The organism is Pseudoalteromonas sp. A757 (assembly GCF_004103285.1).
Lineage (GTDB): Bacteria > Pseudomonadota > Gammaproteobacteria > Enterobacterales > Alteromonadaceae > Pseudoalteromonas > Pseudoalteromonas galatheae.
Window position 1 is genome coordinate 17,299 of record NZ_QNQN01000058.1, and the last position, 16,747, is coordinate 34,045.

The 16,747-nt window shown below is 43.8% G+C and carries 13 protein-coding genes; 9 read left to right on the forward strand and 4 right to left on the reverse strand.

Translation table 11 applies throughout. The features are described 5' to 3' along the window. The first annotated feature begins 346 nt into the window (after window positions 1–346). The 6 genes from cysG to cysQ are packed head-to-tail and all read left to right on the forward strand — an operon-like array spanning window position 347 to window position 7,265. Window positions 347–1,768, forward strand: coding sequence for a siroheme synthase CysG (gene cysG / locus DRB05_RS04215; RefSeq protein WP_128725821.1), 1,422 nt, complete (start codon window positions 347–349; stop codon window positions 1,766–1,768). Between the two features lie 42 nt (window positions 1,769–1,810). Continuing rightward, window positions 1,811–2,710, forward strand: a complete 900-nt coding sequence (cysD, locus tag DRB05_RS04220) for a sulfate adenylyltransferase subunit CysD (protein ID WP_128725822.1) — start codon at window positions 1,811–1,813, stop codon at window positions 2,708–2,710. Next, entirely contained in the window at window positions 2,710–4,125 is a 1,416-nt protein-coding gene (gene cysN, locus DRB05_RS04225) for a sulfate adenylyltransferase subunit CysN (protein ID WP_128725823.1), read from the forward strand. The genes cysD and cysN overlap by 1 nt, the downstream gene beginning before the upstream one ends. A gap of 33 nt (window positions 4,126–4,158) precedes the next feature. After that, window positions 4,159–5,886: an SLC13 family permease gene (locus DRB05_RS04230; RefSeq protein ID WP_193554556.1), complete on the forward strand. Its 1,728-nt coding sequence runs from the start codon at window positions 4,159–4,161 to the stop codon at window positions 5,884–5,886. 8 nt (window positions 5,887–5,894) lie between these two features. Then, a complete protein-coding gene (gene cysC, locus DRB05_RS04235) occupies window positions 5,895–6,491 on the forward strand; it encodes an adenylyl-sulfate kinase (RefSeq protein WP_128725825.1) in 597 nt (198 codons plus the stop codon). 3 nt (window positions 6,492–6,494) lie between these two features. Further along, the gene (gene cysQ, locus DRB05_RS04240; protein ID WP_010376240.1) at window positions 6,495–7,265 is read left to right on the forward strand and encodes a 3'(2'),5'-bisphosphate nucleotidase CysQ; all 771 of its coding nucleotides are present in this window, start codon (window positions 6,495–6,497) and stop codon (window positions 7,263–7,265) included. Between the two features lie 48 nt (window positions 7,266–7,313). Here the strand turns inward: cysQ and DRB05_RS04245 are convergent, their stop codons facing one another. Both DRB05_RS04245 and DRB05_RS04250 read right to left on the reverse strand, forming a co-directional pair. Continuing rightward, the gene (locus DRB05_RS04245) at window positions 7,314–8,144 is read right to left on the reverse strand and encodes an arylamine N-acetyltransferase (RefSeq protein ID WP_128725826.1); all 831 of its coding nucleotides are present in this window, start codon (window positions 8,142–8,144) and stop codon (window positions 7,314–7,316) included. 173 nt (window positions 8,145–8,317) lie between these two features. After that, window positions 8,318–10,924, reverse strand: a complete 2,607-nt coding sequence (locus DRB05_RS04250) for an EAL domain-containing protein (RefSeq protein WP_239965624.1) — start codon at window positions 10,922–10,924, stop codon at window positions 8,318–8,320. 180 nt (window positions 10,925–11,104) lie between these two features. Between DRB05_RS04250 and DRB05_RS04255 the strand changes: the two genes are divergently transcribed. Next, a complete protein-coding gene (locus tag DRB05_RS04255) occupies window positions 11,105–12,112 on the forward strand; it encodes an extracellular solute-binding protein (RefSeq protein WP_128725828.1) in 1,008 nt (335 codons plus the stop codon). Here DRB05_RS04255 and DRB05_RS04260 read toward each other — a convergent pair. Both DRB05_RS04260 and DRB05_RS04265 read right to left on the reverse strand, forming a co-directional pair. After that, the gene (locus DRB05_RS04260) at window positions 12,089–12,751 is read right to left on the reverse strand and encodes a hypothetical protein (RefSeq protein WP_128725829.1); all 663 of its coding nucleotides are present in this window, start codon (window positions 12,749–12,751) and stop codon (window positions 12,089–12,091) included. The two genes, DRB05_RS04255 and DRB05_RS04260, sit on opposite strands and share 24 nt — an antisense overlap. An 84-nt stretch (window positions 12,752–12,835) precedes the next feature. Next, the gene (locus tag DRB05_RS04265) at window positions 12,836–13,105 is read right to left on the reverse strand and encodes a hypothetical protein (RefSeq protein WP_128725830.1); all 270 of its coding nucleotides are present in this window, start codon (window positions 13,103–13,105) and stop codon (window positions 12,836–12,838) included. Between the two features lie 198 nt (window positions 13,106–13,303). On the opposite strand from DRB05_RS04265, the gene DRB05_RS04270 reads away from it, so the two are divergent. Both DRB05_RS04270 and acnA read left to right on the forward strand, forming a co-directional pair. Continuing rightward, on the forward strand, window positions 13,304–13,672 hold the full coding sequence (locus DRB05_RS04270; protein ID WP_128725831.1) for an RNA-binding S4 domain-containing protein: 369 nt from the start codon (window positions 13,304–13,306) through the stop codon (window positions 13,670–13,672). 270 nt (window positions 13,673–13,942) lie between these two features. Beyond that, window positions 13,943–16,681 carry an aconitate hydratase AcnA gene (gene acnA, locus DRB05_RS04275; protein WP_128725832.1) on the forward strand — a complete coding sequence of 913 codons (2,739 nt, stop codon included), beginning with the start codon at window positions 13,943–13,945 and terminating at the stop codon, window positions 16,679–16,681. Window positions 16,682–16,747 lie beyond the last annotated feature (66 nt).

Below are 16,747 nucleotides of genomic sequence, written 5' to 3' on the forward strand. Positions count from 1 at the left end.
CTGTGTTCCTTTTCACTCTATGTAATAAGCCTAGTTAAATGCATACAGCAACACCAACAATAGGACAAATGTCCGCATACAATTACCTCTCGGACGCTGTTTCTTCTATTGTTCATAAAATGAATATCTCATAACCAAACACTATAATCATAAAATCACGGTAAAATACTGGCTAACTATATGAAATAAAAAGAAACCAAGGTTTAACCACTTTTTTTATAACTTTTGGTTATATGGAGTCGGTTTAAATTATTTTTTCCCACATTTGCAACTCTATATGCTGCGCCCTATTACTAATATCAATCAATATTGATATTAACCGTCGTGATGTTTAGCAGAGGTTATCGTGCAATACTTGCCAATTTTTACCAAACTAGAAAATAAACCTGTATTAATTGTAGGTGGTGGTGAGGTTGCGCTGAGAAAGTGCCGCGCCTTTTTAAAAGCCAACGCAGCAGTCACTTTGGTTTCACCTGAGTTTTGCGCTGAGCTTTTATCACTAGCTGCGGATTCAAGCGTTGCACTTCGACATAAGCCGTTTGATGCATCAGACTTAAACAATGCTATGTTAGTCGTTGCGGCAACGGATATTGAAGCAGTAAATGCAGAGGTGGCAGAGCTTGCTGAAGCTCGCAACCTTTTCGTTAACGTGGTCGACGACCAACCAAAGTGCAATTTTATTTTCCCTTCAATCGTGGATAGAAACCCTATAACGATTGCCATATCCAGTGCTGGAACTGCGCCCGTCCTTGCAAGACGATTACGAGAAAAGTTAGAAACCCTTATTCCACAGCATATTGGTCCGCTGGCAACGCTTGTCGGTCAATTCAGACATAAAGTGAAAGCGCGTTTTAAACACTTTGCTGACCGCCGTCAGTTTTGGGAATCCGTCTTTGATTCAAATGTGGTAAGTGAAGTACAAGCTGGTAACAATGAAAATGCACAAATTCAGCTTGAAGTCATGCTGAAACACACCCCCTCCCCTGAAGGCGAGGTTTATGTCGTCGGTGCAGGTCCTGGCGACCCAGAGCTACTGACACTTAAGGCATTACAACTAATGCAGCAAGCCGATGTTGTGGTTTATGACTACCTGGTATCTGACGAAATCATGGAGCTTGTGCGCCGTGACGCTGATTTAATCTGCGTAGGAAAAAAAGCCGGTAATCATAGTGTTAAGCAAGAACACACCAACAAGATTTTGGTTGATTTAGCCAAACAAGGTAAAAAGGTTTGTAGAATAAAAGGCGGCGACCCATTTATTTACGGTCGCGGTGGCGAAGAAGTCCAAGTATTGGCCGAAAATAACGTGAAATATCAAATTGTTCCGGGTATTACGGCTGCTGCAGGGTGTAGCGCGTACGCTGGTATTCCATTAACTCATAGAGATCATGCTCAAGCTATTCAATTTGTGACAGGGCATTGCAAGCAAGATGGACAAGAACTCGACTGGGAAGGCTTAGCTAAGGCGAATCAAACGCTTGCTGTATACATGGGAGTGATTAAATCGCCGCATATTCAGGCGCAACTACTCGAACATGGTCGCTCGCCGAATACACCTGTAGCAATTGTTGAGAATGGCACGCGCAAATCTCAACGTGTCGTAAGAACACAATTAGATCAACTTGCACAGACCATTACTACGCATGATATTCAGTCACCAGCACTATTGATTATTGGTGAAGTAGCAGCATTACATGAGCAATTAGCTTGGTTTAATAAGAACAATCAAATCAGTAGCTTTGCTCAACCCATTACGCAAGTGGCGTAATTAAAGTACAAGATAGTTAAATTTATAAGTAGGACATTAATCATGGCTTTAACCCATCTCCAGCAACTCGAAGCTGAGAGCATAAAGATCATCCGAGAGGTTGCCGCAGAGTTTGAAAACCCGGTAATGCTGTACTCGATTGGTAAAGACTCGTCGGTACTGCTTCATCTTGCTCGTAAGGCTTTCTACCCTGCGAAGATCCCTTTTCCTCTACTCCATGTTGATACCAATTGGAAATTTAGAGAAATGATCGAGTTTCGCGATAGATTAGCAAAAGAGTACGGATTTGAATTGCTTGTGCACAAAAATCCAGAAGGACTAGAGATGAACATCAGTCCATTTGTTCATGGTTCATCTAAGCATACCGATATCATGAAAACACAAGGCCTGAAGCAAGCGCTAGATCAATATGGCTTTGATGCGGCCTTTGGTGGTGCACGCCGTGATGAGGAAAAATCTCGTGCAAAAGAACGGGTTTATTCATTTAGAGATAAACACCATCGCTGGGATCCTAAAAACCAGCGTCCGGAGTTATGGAATACGTATAACGGTCAAGTGAACCCTGGTGAAAGCATTCGTGTTTTCCCATTATCAAACTGGACTGAACTCGACATTTGGCAATATATCTACCAAGAAAACATTGAAATAGTGCCACTTTACCTCTCTAAACCAAGACCAGTTGTCGAGCGTAACGGAACGTTAATCATGGTCGATGATGACCGTATGCCGCTTGCTGAAGGTGAAGTGCCTGAAATGAAATCTGTACGCTTCAGAACGCTTGGCTGTTACCCACTAACGGGGGCAGTTGAATCAGAGGCTGATACGCTTACCGGAATTATCGAAGAAATGTTGTTATCTACGTCGTCAGAACGTGAAGGTCGAGTGATTGATCATGACTCATCAGGATCAATGGAGAAGAAAAAGCGCGAGGGGTATTTCTAATGTCAACAGCAAATGAAGTGAAAGAATTAGGCATTGAAACCTACTTAGCGCGTCAGCAAGACAAGAGCTTGTTGCGCATGATGACCTGCGGCAGCGTAGATGACGGTAAATCAACGCTGATCGGCCGTTTACTGCACGATAGTCATCAAATCTATGAAGACCAGTTAGCTGCGCTACACAAAGACAATGAAAAAGTCGGCAATGCGGGGGAAGATCTAGATTTAGCGTTACTTGTTGATGGCTTACAAGCAGAGCGTGAGCAAGGTATTACCATTGATGTGGCTTACCGCTATTTCTCAACTGCGAAGCGTAAATTTATTATTGCCGATACGCCGGGACACGAGCAATACACACGTAATATGGTAACAGGTGCTTCGACCAGCGATTTGGCGATTATCCTTGTCGATGCCCGTTATGGTGTACAAGTTCAGACTAAACGCCATAGCTTTATCTGTGATTCACTGGGTATCAGACAGTTCGTTGTCGCGATAAACAAGATGGATATTGTCGACTTTGATGAAGCCGTATTTGAGCGCATAAAAGCTGATTATTTGAAGTTTGCTGAGCAACTGAACGTACGAGATATTCGCTTTGTGCCAATGTCAGCACTTAAAGGCGACAATGTTGTAAACCGCTCAGAAAAAACACCTTATTATCAAGACAAACCATTGCTGGAACTGCTGGAAGATTCTCCTGCAGCAGAGCCTAATCATGGTTTTGAAGCGCGATTCCCGGTGCAATATGTAGTGCGTCCTAACCTAGATTTTCGTGGTTTCCAAGGCACATTAACCTCTGGTAGCTTAAGCGTTGGCCAAGCGGTTAAAGTATTGCCATCAGGTAAGACTTCAACCATCAAAGAACTCGTGACTTTTGATGGCAATCTAACCCAAGTGGAAACCGGGCAAGCATTCACTATCACATTAGCAGACGAAGTCGATGTGAGTCGTGGTGATGTGATTGTGCCTGCTGAGTCCACTGCTCAGGTGACGAACCAGATCACGGCTAAGCTGGTATGGATGCACGAAACACCACTGCAGTTAGGTAAAAGTTATAACCTTAAATTGGGTAGCAAGAAAACTGCGGCAATCGTGAAAAATATCGAGCACACTATCGATGTGAATACACTTGAGCATGGCCAAGCCGATTCATTGTCATTAAATGAAATTGCTATCGTAACCATCGAGCTGACAGAAAATGTCGTTGCGGATGAGTATTTAAATAATCGTGAAACCGGCTCGTTTATCCTAATTGATCGCCTATCTAACCTAACCATAGGTGCAGGTATGGTGGAAACGGTTCAAGCAGCAACAGCAACGTCCTCAAGTCAGTTTAGTGAATTTGAGATTGAGTTTAATGCATTAGTTCGCAAGCACTTCCCTCATTGGCAAGCGCTTGATATTTCGAAGTTAAAATAATGCAATTTAGCCTGTTAGTCGAGGTATGACGTCATTATGGAACAAGTCATTTTAACAGGCATTATGCTAGCGTTAGTCGTGTGTCTTTTTGCCACACGCATTAACGCTGCATGGCTATTCACAGGCGCAATCGCCACCAGTTATTTGACTGGCCTCATCGATCTTGAATCGATGCTGGTGAATTATGCGAATCCGTCTTTAATCACGCTTGTACTACTTATCCTAGTTTCTATTGCGATTGAAAAAACAACCTTAGTCAAAAAACTCGCTCACTCAATGGCGCAAGGTAGTCTCGCAAAAGCGGTGATTAAATTGGGTTTATCCACCGCCTTTTTGTCTTCTTTTACCAATAACACGGCGGTGGTTGCTTCGCTGATCACCACCGTTAAAGAGAGCAAAACACACGCGCCTTCTAAGCTGCTATTGCCGCTTTCTTATACTGCTATTTTAGGTGGTACGTTAACGCTGATAGGTACTTCTACCAATCTTATTGTTAATGGCTTTGCCGTAGAAGCTGGGATGGCGCCGCTGGGTTTTTTTGACTTTACCTTAGTAGGTCTCGCCGTCCTGAGTGTTGGTTTATTGACCATCACGATTATGCTCAAATATTTGCCCGACAACGGCAAAAATAATGATGAGGTCGTGCCGTTTTATTTAGAAGGGAAAGTTGAGCCAAGCTCGAAGCTAGTTGGCCGCACGGTTGAAGAAAACGGCCTGCGCGACCTCAAAGACTTATTTCTTGCTGAAATCATTCGTGGTGAACGACGGATCTGCGCCGTTACGCCACAACAAGAAATTCTTGCTGGTGATGTTCTGCTATTTGTGGGTGACATCAATTCAGTGCCACTGTTACAGCGTTTCGATGGATTAAAGATAGTCCATGATAAACACGAGAAAGATGTTGAGCACTTGGTGGAAGTGGTCGTCAGTCAGTCTTCGCGCTTTCTTGGCAAAACCATTAAAGAGATCCGCTTTAGGGAGCAGTTTCATGCCGCTATTATTGCAATACGTCGTGGTCATGACCGCCTACAAGGTGGGATCGGTCAGGTCGAATTACAAGCAGGCGACTCTTTAATACTTGCCCCAAGCAGCGATTTTTATGCACTCCCCAATCTCAAACGCGAATTTGTGTATATCTCGGGCCTAGATTTACAAACACATCTATCTCGCAATAAGTCCAACACGGTACTTGCGAGTTTTGCGACAGTGGTTGGCCTTAGTATCTTTGGGGTTGTGCCGCTGGTAAAAGGGTTGATTGTGTTACTCGCCGCCCTTGTGGTGCTCGGCACAATTAAAGTCCCAGAGATGAAACGCCGCTTTCCTATCGAGCTTGTCGCTATTGTTGGCAGTGCGATAGGACTAGCTAAGTTAATGATTGAAACCGGACTGGCAGCCGAGATTTCTTCAAGCTTATTGTGGTTGTTAGGGGATTTTGGTCCTTACGGTGCATTTATCGCCATTTTTGTGATGACCGTGATATTTACCGAGCTCATCACTAACAATGCCGCGGCAGCACTTTCATTCCCGGTGGCTTATGCGCTAGCAAGTGGTTTTGGTGTAAACCCACTGCCATTTGTAATGGCGGTAGCCTTTGGCGCATCCGCGAGCTTTATCTCACCTTTTGGCTATCAAACTAACCTCATGGTGTATAGCGCAGGCAACTATCGAATTCGTGATTACGTCACCATGGGACTGCCCTTATCATTGATTTATTCAGCGACGGTACTGACTGTTATTCCACTTGTCTTTCCATTTTCATAGAGCAAAGTATGGACGAAAATATTGTTTGGCATAACTATGCCGTAGATAAAACAAAACGTAGCGAATTAAAAGGTCATAAGCCTTGCGTGCTGTGGTTTACAGGCTTTTCAGGCTCAGGTAAAAGCACCGTGGCCAATGCACTTGAGCATGCATTGCAAGCAAGAGGCATACATACCTACCTCCTTGATGGGGATAATGTCAGGCACGGACTGTGTAAAGACTTAGGGTTCAGCGATGAGGACCGCGTCGAAAACATTCGTCGAGTGGGTGAACTCAGCAAGCTCATGGTCGATGCGGGACTCATGGTACTCACCGCGTTTATCTCTCCTTTTCAAGCAGAGCGAGACATGGTGCGTAACTTAGTCGCAAGCGGCGAGTTTATTGAAGTATATCTAGATACGCCGCTTGCTGTTTGCGAGCAGCGAGACCCTAAAGGCTTGTATAAAAAAGCGCGTGCTGGAGAAATAAAACATTTTACTGGCATAGATTCGGCGTATGAGCCCCCAATTAGTCCAGAAATATGTTTAAATACTTCCGAGCAGTCGCTGGAAGAATCTGTCCAGCAGCTAATACACTATCTACTGTCAAAAAATTTAATAGGGTAAGTCATGAATCATACGGATCTGCTGGAAGAAGTATTAAATCTAAGTATTCGCGCTGGTGAAGCGATTATGGAGATTTATGCCAAGGACTTTAATGTTGAGTATAAAGAAGATGAAAGTCCCGTCACTGAGGCAGATCTCGCTGCACATAAAATTATTGTTGCAGGCCTTAAAACCCTCACTCCCGAAATGCCGATATTAAGTGAAGAAAGCGCGGGAATAGATTGGCAAGAACGCCAACAATGGCAAGAATATTGGCTGGTTGATCCCATTGACGGCACCAAGGAATTCATCAAGAAAAATGGCGAATTTACAGTAAATATTGCACTTATCAATAACGGCGAACCTATTCTCGGTGTTGTTCATGCTCCAGCACTAAATGAGAGCTACCTTGCAGAAAAAAGTATTGGCGCGTTCAAGCAAACGGGTGAAGCTCGCATAGAACTAAAAGTCACAACAAAGCCCAATCAAGGATTAATTAAGGTGGTCGGCTCGCGCTCACACCCTTCACCAGATTTAGCTGAGTACCTTACCCGTTTCGAGCAAGTCGACATGGTGCCTAAAGGTAGCTCACTCAAGTTATGTTTAGTGGCAGAAAGTAAAGCCGATGTTTATCCTCGCCTTGGCCCGACTTCAGAGTGGGACACCGGAGCCGGACACGCAGTGGCAAGTATCGCAGGGGCAAAGGTCAGCCAAGTGAATGGCGAGCCTCTGCGCTACAATCAAAAAGCCGAGTATCTTAACCCCTATTTTGTAGTTTCTAGGTTGGAAGACTAAACGAGACGGTTTTAATAGCTTAAGCTAGTTCACGTAAGACCAGTCGAACTAACGTTCGACTGGTTTGTTGGCTGCGCGAGTTAGAACTTTATCGTATACGCTTTTTAAAACCGCTCTTGGTATTTCAAGCAAAAATACCTCCTTTACGAGCTGCTCCAGCTGGGAAAAGCTCTCTACTGCTGTTTCAGTAACGCTGCCATCGCATTCATGCCATTCAAAATAGCTCTGATTGCGCAGCAAATAGCGATGGCAATCTGTAATTCGAGAAACCACTAGGTTATTCACAAACGCTGCTTCAGGGTGTTGATGGGAATAAAAGTGTGCCACTTCACAATCGGATTCGAACACCTCAGCAAGGTCGACATGATAAAGAGTGAGCGGTGCTTCTCCCTCCTCTAACAAAGTCACTTTGACTGTGTCTGCTGTTTTTTGTACCTGATAAGTCTGCTGACCCTGGATAGTTAAGGCCTGATTGATGTTAATTGGTGCCCGAGGAGATTTCACACCAAAGCCAACATCTACAAGATATTGCTCACCATCTAGCTCTAATAGTGTGATGCGGTGAGAACGAGGGTTGGTTAAACTACCATTCAACATGACTCTTCCCAACACAGGCCTTACATTGAAACCAAGCTGTTGTAGTGCAAGAAATGCTACCTTATTGTGCTCAAAGCAATATCCACCTTGCTTGCCACTTACCAAACGCTCAAAAAGCGGCTGTTCATCAAGGAGTAAGCGCTCTCCGTACATGGCATTGATACTAGAAAAAGAAAAATGAGATTGATGCTTTTGTTGCAGCTCAGTAACAAGCGCAAGCCCCTCTGAACATTGCAAATTCAAACTTTCAAGATATTGATTAATTTTTACTTTTAAATCCATGACTAGCTCCTTAAGTTGATAAGCTTAGGTTAAAACCTCAACCCGACTTTAGGTCAATAGATTATTTTAAAATAATTTTTGGCACTCAAAATGAACCTTAAGTTTAACGTAGCTCAACAAAGCTAAGCATCATTTTTTATTCTCTTTAAGCCTATCAACTGGGCGACTGTAAGCTAACCAAATAATTGATGAACTTCAGCCTTACCTCGAGCCAAACGTTTAGCATTCGCAACACCGAGCGGCTTTGACATAAAATAGCCTTGAGTTTGATGACAATAAAGCCTTGATAACGCATCAAGCTGTGCTGCCGTTTCAATACCTTCGGCTGTCACTACAAGGTTAAAGCTGTTCGCAATGGCACAAATCGCTTCGATCAGTTGCGTCGCCTTACCGCCCTGTTCAATACCTGACATAAATGCCCTATCTATTTTAACGCCATCCACTGGAAGATGATTTAGTCGTGCAAGGCTGCTATAGCCGGTACCAAAGTCATCAATATAAATACCAAATCCCGCTTGATGCAGCTGCTCAAGCGGCCCAATAAGCATATTTTCCTCTGCCATCATAGCGGACTCCGTAAGTTCAAGCTTGATCTGTTCCATCGCAATTCCCTCATCTTTACAACGAGACATTAACCAAGCAGCAAACTCAGGCGATTGGAGCTGCAGTGGAGAAACATTGACAGCTATAAAAAGCATACTGTCCCCTACTTCATTCATAAAACTTAGCGCCTGATCAAACACCCAACGACCAAGCTCCGAAATCTTCGCACATTGTTCTGCAATAGGAATAAATTCCGCGGGACTCACTTCTCCAAGCGTTGGGCTATTCCAACGTAACAGAGCTTCAAATCCTTTTAGATTCTGCCCTTGCTGACAATAGACGGGTTGCAAGTTCAGGCTTAATTCACGTGACATTACCATTGCTTGAAGTGCTTGCTCAATCTGGATTTTTCGACCAGCTTCACAAGCGATTGCATTAGTGAATACATGGTAGGTATTCTTGCCTCGCTTCTTCGCCTCATACATAGCAATATCAGCATCATGTAGTAGTTTCTCAGCATCGTAATTTAGACACGGAACGGTAAAGTGACGTACACCGACACTACCGCTCACAGAATGACTATTGCCCTGGTACAAAAATGGTGCTCGGATCCGCGCAAGAATATCTTCTAATACTCCCTCTATTGGTTGAGGTAGATGTTCATCGTAAATAAGGACGGCGAATTCATCTCCACCAAGTCGAGCAATATCTGCAAAGCTACTAAGCAGCGTGCGCATTCGCGTTGCAAACTCGATAAGTAGCTTATCGCCTGCTTGATGGCCCAAAGTATCGTTTATGAGTTTAAAGCGGTCTAAATCTATATACAGCAGGGTAAATTTTGCGTTTCTACGCTCACGGAGCTTATCAACCAAAGGCACAAAACTTTGGCGATTTAGCAGATCGGTCAAGCTGTCATGTTGCGCTTTATAGTGTAATTGTTCTTGGAATAGTTTCGCCTGAGTTATGTCCGTCACTCTCCCCTCGTATAGGCAACTATCTGGTTGATGCAACCAATTCCCAGAATGTCTAAGCCAGATGTGCTCCCCAGACTCAGCCTTTGCCAGCCACTCCATTTCTTGGTGAGCTCGCTTCATAGCAACAATCTGGTTCCACTGCTCATGACACTCAGGATCTTGCATAAGCACAGCAAAGTTCGTATCAGGCGAAGGAATGCGCCCAGCAAAAAGCAACTGATTGAATGCAGGGTTAGAGTCAATAATATGGCCATGACGATTTAGTACAAACAAACCTTCATGACTATTAAAAAACAAACTTTTATATTTACGCTCTGCAGCGACCTGTTGCTGCAAAGCCCCCAATCGCTTATTAGATTCAATTTGTAATCTGTGGTTCGACACCTCGAGGCTTTTGGTTCTTTCAATCACTAAACTATTGACAGTTTCATTCCGGTTTTTCAGTTGTCTTAGCTGGAGCCACACCAATAAAATACATGCAGCCAAAATAGCTAAAAAGAGTACAATCAGCACACTATGATTATTTAACCAACTTGGATGTAAACACGCCTCATCATACAACTGCATAGTAATAGACAAACCATAAAAATTAATGGTGTGTACCGCACTTGGCGTTAAGCTATTAAGGTCAAAACGTTTCTGCCAATCGGAGCTATAAATAATTTCATTTTTTGAAGAGACCAATATGTGTTGCTTGCGCTGTTGGTAGAGTTGCCCAAATAATGAATCTAGCAACATTGGCAGCTCGAAGCTTAACCCTAATAACGTCTTAAGCTCTCCAAGTCGAGGCTGCTCTATCAAGACACTGAGTTTTTGTCTATCTGGCCAGACATAAGTTGTTAGGTCATTCTCATCTCGCTCTGCAAAAATATCTTGTGCGAGTACACGCGCTTGCCCAACCGTTTGGCCAACTTCAGACACAGGTGCAGCGCGGGTAACCACCAACCACTGTTCAGCCTGTTCCTCTACTTCGCGTCTGACTTTAAAGTCAAAATAACCCCTTTCTCGCTGCACTTTTTCTAAAATAGAGAATTGATCTGGTGAAACCGCCGCGTATGTCTCCATACTCAACCCTAAGTTCGCCGTGGTAAGCTGTGATTGCGCTATCTCGTAAAAGTCAGCATCTTGGTGGGTGTTAAGGTAGGCATCTATCGAATACAGTAGGTGGGCAACGTGCTGCAACTTACCATCTAACAAGTATTCTAAGCGTGTTAATTCTTGTGCCCTTTTACTATCGGACTGATTTTGATAGTAAACATTCACTATCACCCCGACATAAATTAATGTAGCAAATAATAATAATAGCCATAATGCAGGGAAAGCGCGCTTAAAAAGCACTCGAGCTTTAGTGAGCCTGGCGCTTGTAAAAATACGTCGTTTAAGTCTGGACATCTTCATTGAACATTGTATGCTACACCCATTCGATAATAATTCTTATTTGCAATGAATAAAAGTAAACTTTTCCTTTTTTTGCTCTTTTGGGTACATTTTGGTCAAGCGGTTGCGAAGCAGCCCCACACCTCGCAAGTAAACGTCTATTCATTTAGAAAATATGAATTAATTCAACCTGTCCTTAAGGCATTTGAAAAGGAGACTGGGATCACCGTAAACCTAGTAAATGGTAAATCAGCACAACTGCTTGAGCGTCTCAAAAGCGATGGTGCCCACTCAAAGGCCGATGTGTTACTCACCTCCGATCTTATTCAGTTGCATGATTACAAAACACTACTGCGGCCTATCGACAAGATCACAAATTGGCAAGCAGTAAATCATGAACTCAAGGATGATGATAAGCGTTGGATCAGCGTTTCTATAAGGACACGCGCATTATTCCGTAAAAAAGGCGTTTCTACCCCCTTGCCAGAACACTTTTCAGATTTAGATAAAGCACTTTATAAGGGTAAATTTTGCATTCGCCAGTGGTCTCATAGTTATAACTTGACGTTAGCATCGAGCCTCTATGCTTCTTCACATAACAATGACTCCGCATGGCTCAGCCAAGCCAATGCGCTATTAGCAAAGCGCCCTGTTGGAGGAGATAGAGATCAACTGCGAGCGCTTGCACAAGGCCAATGCGAATTCGCGTTGGCAAATCACTACTACTGGAGCATGATGCAGCACTCCGAAAATAAGCGCGACAAGGCCCTTGCCGAACAGCTAGAAATCCACTTTCTGAAAATGCACTCGGGAAAAACGCCTATTTCTACCACGACAGTTGCTATAGCAAAGCACTCACCCAATGCACACAATGCCGAGCTATTTATTGATTTCTTGCTGAAACCGAGTACTCAGTCCATGTATGCTAATTTACTTCATGAATACCCTGTGATTCAGAGCTCGAACACAGTTCCTGCTCCATTTCTTCCCGCCATGCAACAGGTGAAGCTTGGCCTGCAGCAAGTCTCACGAGCCCAGCGAGCCATTAACTCACTCAGCAAAGATCACTTGTAAGTCACAGTTAAATACTGGCACAGGTCCATCGAAAAGCTGCTGCCGGGTAAATGTTTTTGCAGGCTTCGGCCCGTGCAGTGTCTGTACTATATGTTCTCGCTCGGAATACACTTGCTGGTAAGGATGTTGTTCGGGCTTCTCACGCCACGTGAGCGTGAGATATTTACTTTTATAAGTCCAACGCCCCCGATACTCAGTGCCAACTTGCTGCCAATGACCACTAGATTTCAGCTGCAATTGGATAGAATCGTCTTTGCATTGGTGGGCAAATAATAGATCTGGCAATGCTTGAACAGCTCTGTTTTGCACCAAATACAATCCTGCATTATTTGGAGTATAGCGATGCCTTTGCATATTAAATTCAGAGATTGTCAGCGAATCAAAACCAATCTCTCTAACCACATATTCAATCTCCCTATGCCACTTGTCACCTGAAGTCATCGGTGGAATATTCAAGCGTGCATCTTCATATTGTTGAGGTACGGGAAGCTCTGTAAAACGATAATGAATATCTCGCTCTTCTAAAGCTTTAACTAGATCCGCTCTGGTACTGTCATCAAGACCAGACTCAAAAATATGTAGAGTTTGGATGCTACAACCACTCAATAGTAAAGCGGCCATTGCGAAGATACGTTGCATTGTCATCCTTGGTGTTATGCCTCGGTTTGAAATGCACCTAATCTAGGTAGTGCATTTCAACCTCAGTCTTATTAATACCTTAGATTAACACCTAGATAGCCAATTTTGAACAGATGATTTAGGATAGAGAATATCTTTAAACAATCGATGCTGTTGATGACGTAGGTGCTGTTCCTGACTTGGCAGTCCCGCTTGCACCTGACTATGATGCTCATTGAATCGAGAGATGACCGAAAGCTTATCCTTGGCTTGCGTAAGAGACTCATTGACATAGTGACGTACATCATCCGCGGTCATTAGATCAGTCTTATCTACGTTCATAAGCTCTTTTCTTAATGCTGTGCGAATACCCATCGTTGCCTCCATATAATACTGATAAAAACAAATCGCGTGGTCGGCGTGCAAGATACACACCAAATGCTTCAGTAATGTTAAAGACCTCAGATTTAACGAAAAAGTTTCGTCATTCATCGCAGTAATTTTATATACTGTCGTATAAGACAATGAGGCACTGGCCGTGTTAAGTAAATACGGCATGTTGAGGTTAATTAAATGCAAGATGGGTTTATTGAAATTGAGCTTGAAGAAGAGCCAATAGAATTATGTAACCTTTTGAAAGTACTGGACTTAGCAGAAACTGGTGGACATGCTAAGTTACTGATCACTGAAGGTTATGTAGCAGTCAACGATGAAATATGTACGCAAAAGCGTAAAAAGATTTATTCAGGCGATATTCTGCATTTTGATGGTGATGAATTTCATTTAACCTTAACACCTGATGCAACGCCACAACCCCGTGCGGTAGCCACACCACGCGCCGAAACAGCACCAAAATCAAGTAAGAAAAAACGACAAAAGTCAGGAAAATCTTACACACAAGTAGACAAAAATACAGGTCGAAAGCCTATTTCCTTTGGCTGATAATTCCACACGCTGACACACTTAATAACAAAAAGGCTCACCTTTTTAGTGCACTGATCCCCCGTTAAAGTGCACTTCCCCCTTGAAAAAGTACTCAATCAACACTAGGACTATAAGAAGTATAAAAAAGCAGCAAATCTGCAACTGGTACATTCTATGCACCATGTTTTGCATTTTTAGAACCAAACCAATTCGCTTAATTTGATGCTCTACTTCCCTATTAACATAGAGCAAACCTTAAGTGCAGTTGGTATAAGGAAAGGGTCAAGCATGAATAACTCATATAACACCCTGACTCAGCTTACCGTCGGCGAACGTCAGGTCCATATTCACTCACTTCCAGCTTTAAGCGACAGAGCAAGAAGATTACCGTTTTCGCTTAAAATTTTATTAGAGAATTTACTGCGTCATGAAGATGGCAAAAACGTGACTGCTCAAGACATCGATGCCTTACTCAACTGGAAACCGGAAGATAAACCCAGTAAAGAAGTTGCTTTTACGCCTGCGCGCGTTGTGATGCAAGACTTTACAGGCGTACCGGCCATCGTGGATCTTGCAGCAATGCGTGATGCTATGGCTAAACTCGGCGGAGATCCAAATAAAATCAACCCCTTATCACCCGCTGAAATGGTCATAGACCACTCAGTACAAGTAGACGAATATGGCCACGATGGTGCCTTTGATCTTAATGCTAAGTTAGAGTACCAACGCAATAAAGAACGCTATGAGTTTTTGCGCTGGGGGCAAGGCGCGTTTGACAATCTAAAAGTGGTGCCACCCGCAACCGGGATCGTGCACCAAGTCAACCTAGAGTATTTAGCACGTGTGGTATTTGAAAAAGAAATCGACGGTATGCCATTCGCTTACCCTGATACATTAGTAGGAACTGACTCTCATACAACAATGATCAATGGCCTTGGCATTTTGGGTTGGGGCGTAGGTGGCATTGAGGCCGAAGCCGCTATGCTTGGTCAGCCAATTTCACTGCTCATTCCTCAGGTCGTTGGTTTTAAACTTGAAGGGCAATTGCCTGAAGGTACAACCGCAACAGACTTGGTACTCACCGTGACACAAATGCTACGTGAACACGGCGTAGTAGGTAAGTTTGTCGAATTCTTTGGTGATGGTTTAGCAGACTTACCACTTGCTGATCGTGCTACCATCGCCAATATGGCTCCTGAATATGGAGCAACCTGCGGTATTTTCCCCATTGATAACGAAACCCTAGAATATCTGCGATTAACTAATCGTGATGAAGAAAAAATTGCACTGATAGAGGGTTATGCTAAGCATCAAGGTATGTGGCGAGAACCCGGTGATGAACCACTTTACACCGACGTACTGACACTAGACTTAGCGACAGTGGTTCCGAGCCTTGCAGGTCCAAAGCGCCCACAAGATAGAATTCCTCTCAATGACGCAGGCAAAACAATTCAAGCCCATTTAGGTGAATTCCAGCATGAACGCAGTGAAAAAAATGCCGTGTCAGATCAAGATGAAGCTCGCACTGTTGGTGAAGGCGGAACTTCTCGGGTTGCTCAAAATGAGCCCGCAACACTTGGCGTTGGTAAGGTTAAATTTAAAGAGCAAGAGTTTGAATTAGTCGATGGTGCCTGTGTTATTGCCGCTATCACAAGTTGCACAAACACTTCTAACCCAAGTGTTATTCTTGCCGCGGGTCTTGTGGCACAAAAAGCAAAGGCGCTTGGTTTGAAACCTAAGCCTTGGGTGAAAACCTCATTGGCTCCAGGCTCAAAAGTAGTTACCGATTACCTAGAGCAAGCTGACCTTTTAGAACCGCTTGCTGAACTCGGCTTTGACTTAGTCGGCTATGGTTGTACGACTTGTATCGGCAACTCAGGCCCTTTACCAAAAGAAATTAACGAAGCCATCGTTAAACACCAGCTAGTCGTCAGTTCCATTTTATCAGGAAACCGTAACTTTGAGGGGCGGATCCACCAAGATGTAAAAATGAACTTCCTTGCGTCGCCGCCACTTGTCGTTGCCTATGCACTTGCAGGTCGCACTGATATCGATGTCTATAATGAGCCACTGTGCCAAACCGATGATGGCCAAGATGTGTTCTTAAAAGACATTTGGCCATCGGTCTCTGAAGTCAGTGAACTTGTGTCTCAGACAGTCACACAAGCCATGTTTGAGAAGAACTATGCAGACGTTTACCAAGGCGACCAACATTGGCAACAAATCGCGGTAAATCAGAGCGAGCGCTATGATTGGCAAGATAGCTCTACTTATATTCGAAAAGCTCCTTTCTTTGATGATATGAGTAAAGAGCCACCAGGGATCCCCAGTATCAAAGGCGCACGCTGCCTCGCCAAATTAGGCGACTCTGTAACGACTGACCACATTTCTCCAGCAGGTAATATTAAAGCCTCGGCACCAGCAGGGGAGTATTTGCAAGCACAAGGAGTAAAGCAAGCTGACTTTAATTCTTATGGTTCGCGTCGTGGTAACCACGAAGTTATGATGCGGGGTACATTCGCAAATGTACGCTTACGCAATCAATTGGCTCCAGGTACCGAAGGTGGTATTACCCGCCTATTACCCGAGGGCGAACTTATGAGTATTTTCGATGCTGCGGAGCATTACCAACAGCGTAATACGCCACTCGTAGTGCTCGCTGGTAGTGAATACGGTACAGGTTCATCACGGGATTGGGCTGCTAAAGGGTCTTTACTACTTGGTATTAAAGCTGTACTTGCTAAAAGCTATGAACGAATTCACCGTTCTAACCTCATCGGTATGGGGGTACTACCACTGCAGTTTAAATCAGGTGATGGCCACGAGGAACTAGAATTAACAGGTGAAGAAGAGTTCGAAATTGAAGGAATATACGATACATCAACCGAAGTAATAGTCACTGCAACTAATGCGGATGGCAAAGAAGTCAAGTTTTCGGCGGATATCAGGATCGATACCCCCAAAGAGTGGGAGTACTACCAACATGGCGGCATTTTGCAGTATGTATTGAGACAAATGCTTAATTAACCCAACAACATTTAAGGGAGCATAGCGCCGAAGTTGAAAGTCCGCGCTATGCTCTACTTTTATTTC

What these genes read in the sequence shown, in the direction of transcription:
- cysD (WP_128725822.1), top strand. Translation starts at nt 1,811, where the DNA reads ATGGCTTTAACCCATCTCCAGCAACTCGAAGCTGAGAGCATAAAGATC.
- cysN (WP_128725823.1), top strand. Translation starts at nt 2,710, where the DNA reads ATGTCAACAGCAAATGAAGTGAAAGAATTAGGCATTGAAACCTACTTA.
- cysC (WP_128725825.1), top strand. Translation starts at nt 5,895, where the DNA reads ATGGACGAAAATATTGTTTGGCATAACTATGCCGTAGATAAAACAAAA.
- cysQ (WP_010376240.1), top strand. Translation starts at nt 6,495, where the DNA reads ATGAATCATACGGATCTGCTGGAAGAAGTATTAAATCTAAGTATTCGC.
- DRB05_RS04245 (WP_128725826.1), bottom strand. Translation starts at nt 8,144, where the DNA reads ATGGATTTAAAAGTAAAAATTAATCAATATCTTGAAAGTTTGAATTTG.
- DRB05_RS04255 (WP_128725828.1), top strand. Translation starts at nt 11,105, where the DNA reads ATGAATAAAAGTAAACTTTTCCTTTTTTTGCTCTTTTGGGTACATTTT.
- DRB05_RS04260 (WP_128725829.1), bottom strand. Translation starts at nt 12,751, where the DNA reads ATGCAACGTATCTTCGCAATGGCCGCTTTACTATTGAGTGGTTGTAGC.
- DRB05_RS04265 (WP_128725830.1), bottom strand. Translation starts at nt 13,105, where the DNA reads ATGGGTATTCGCACAGCATTAAGAAAAGAGCTTATGAACGTAGATAAG.
- DRB05_RS04270 (WP_128725831.1), top strand. Translation starts at nt 13,304, where the DNA reads ATGCAAGATGGGTTTATTGAAATTGAGCTTGAAGAAGAGCCAATAGAA.
- acnA (WP_128725832.1), top strand. Translation starts at nt 13,943, where the DNA reads ATGAATAACTCATATAACACCCTGACTCAGCTTACCGTCGGCGAACGT.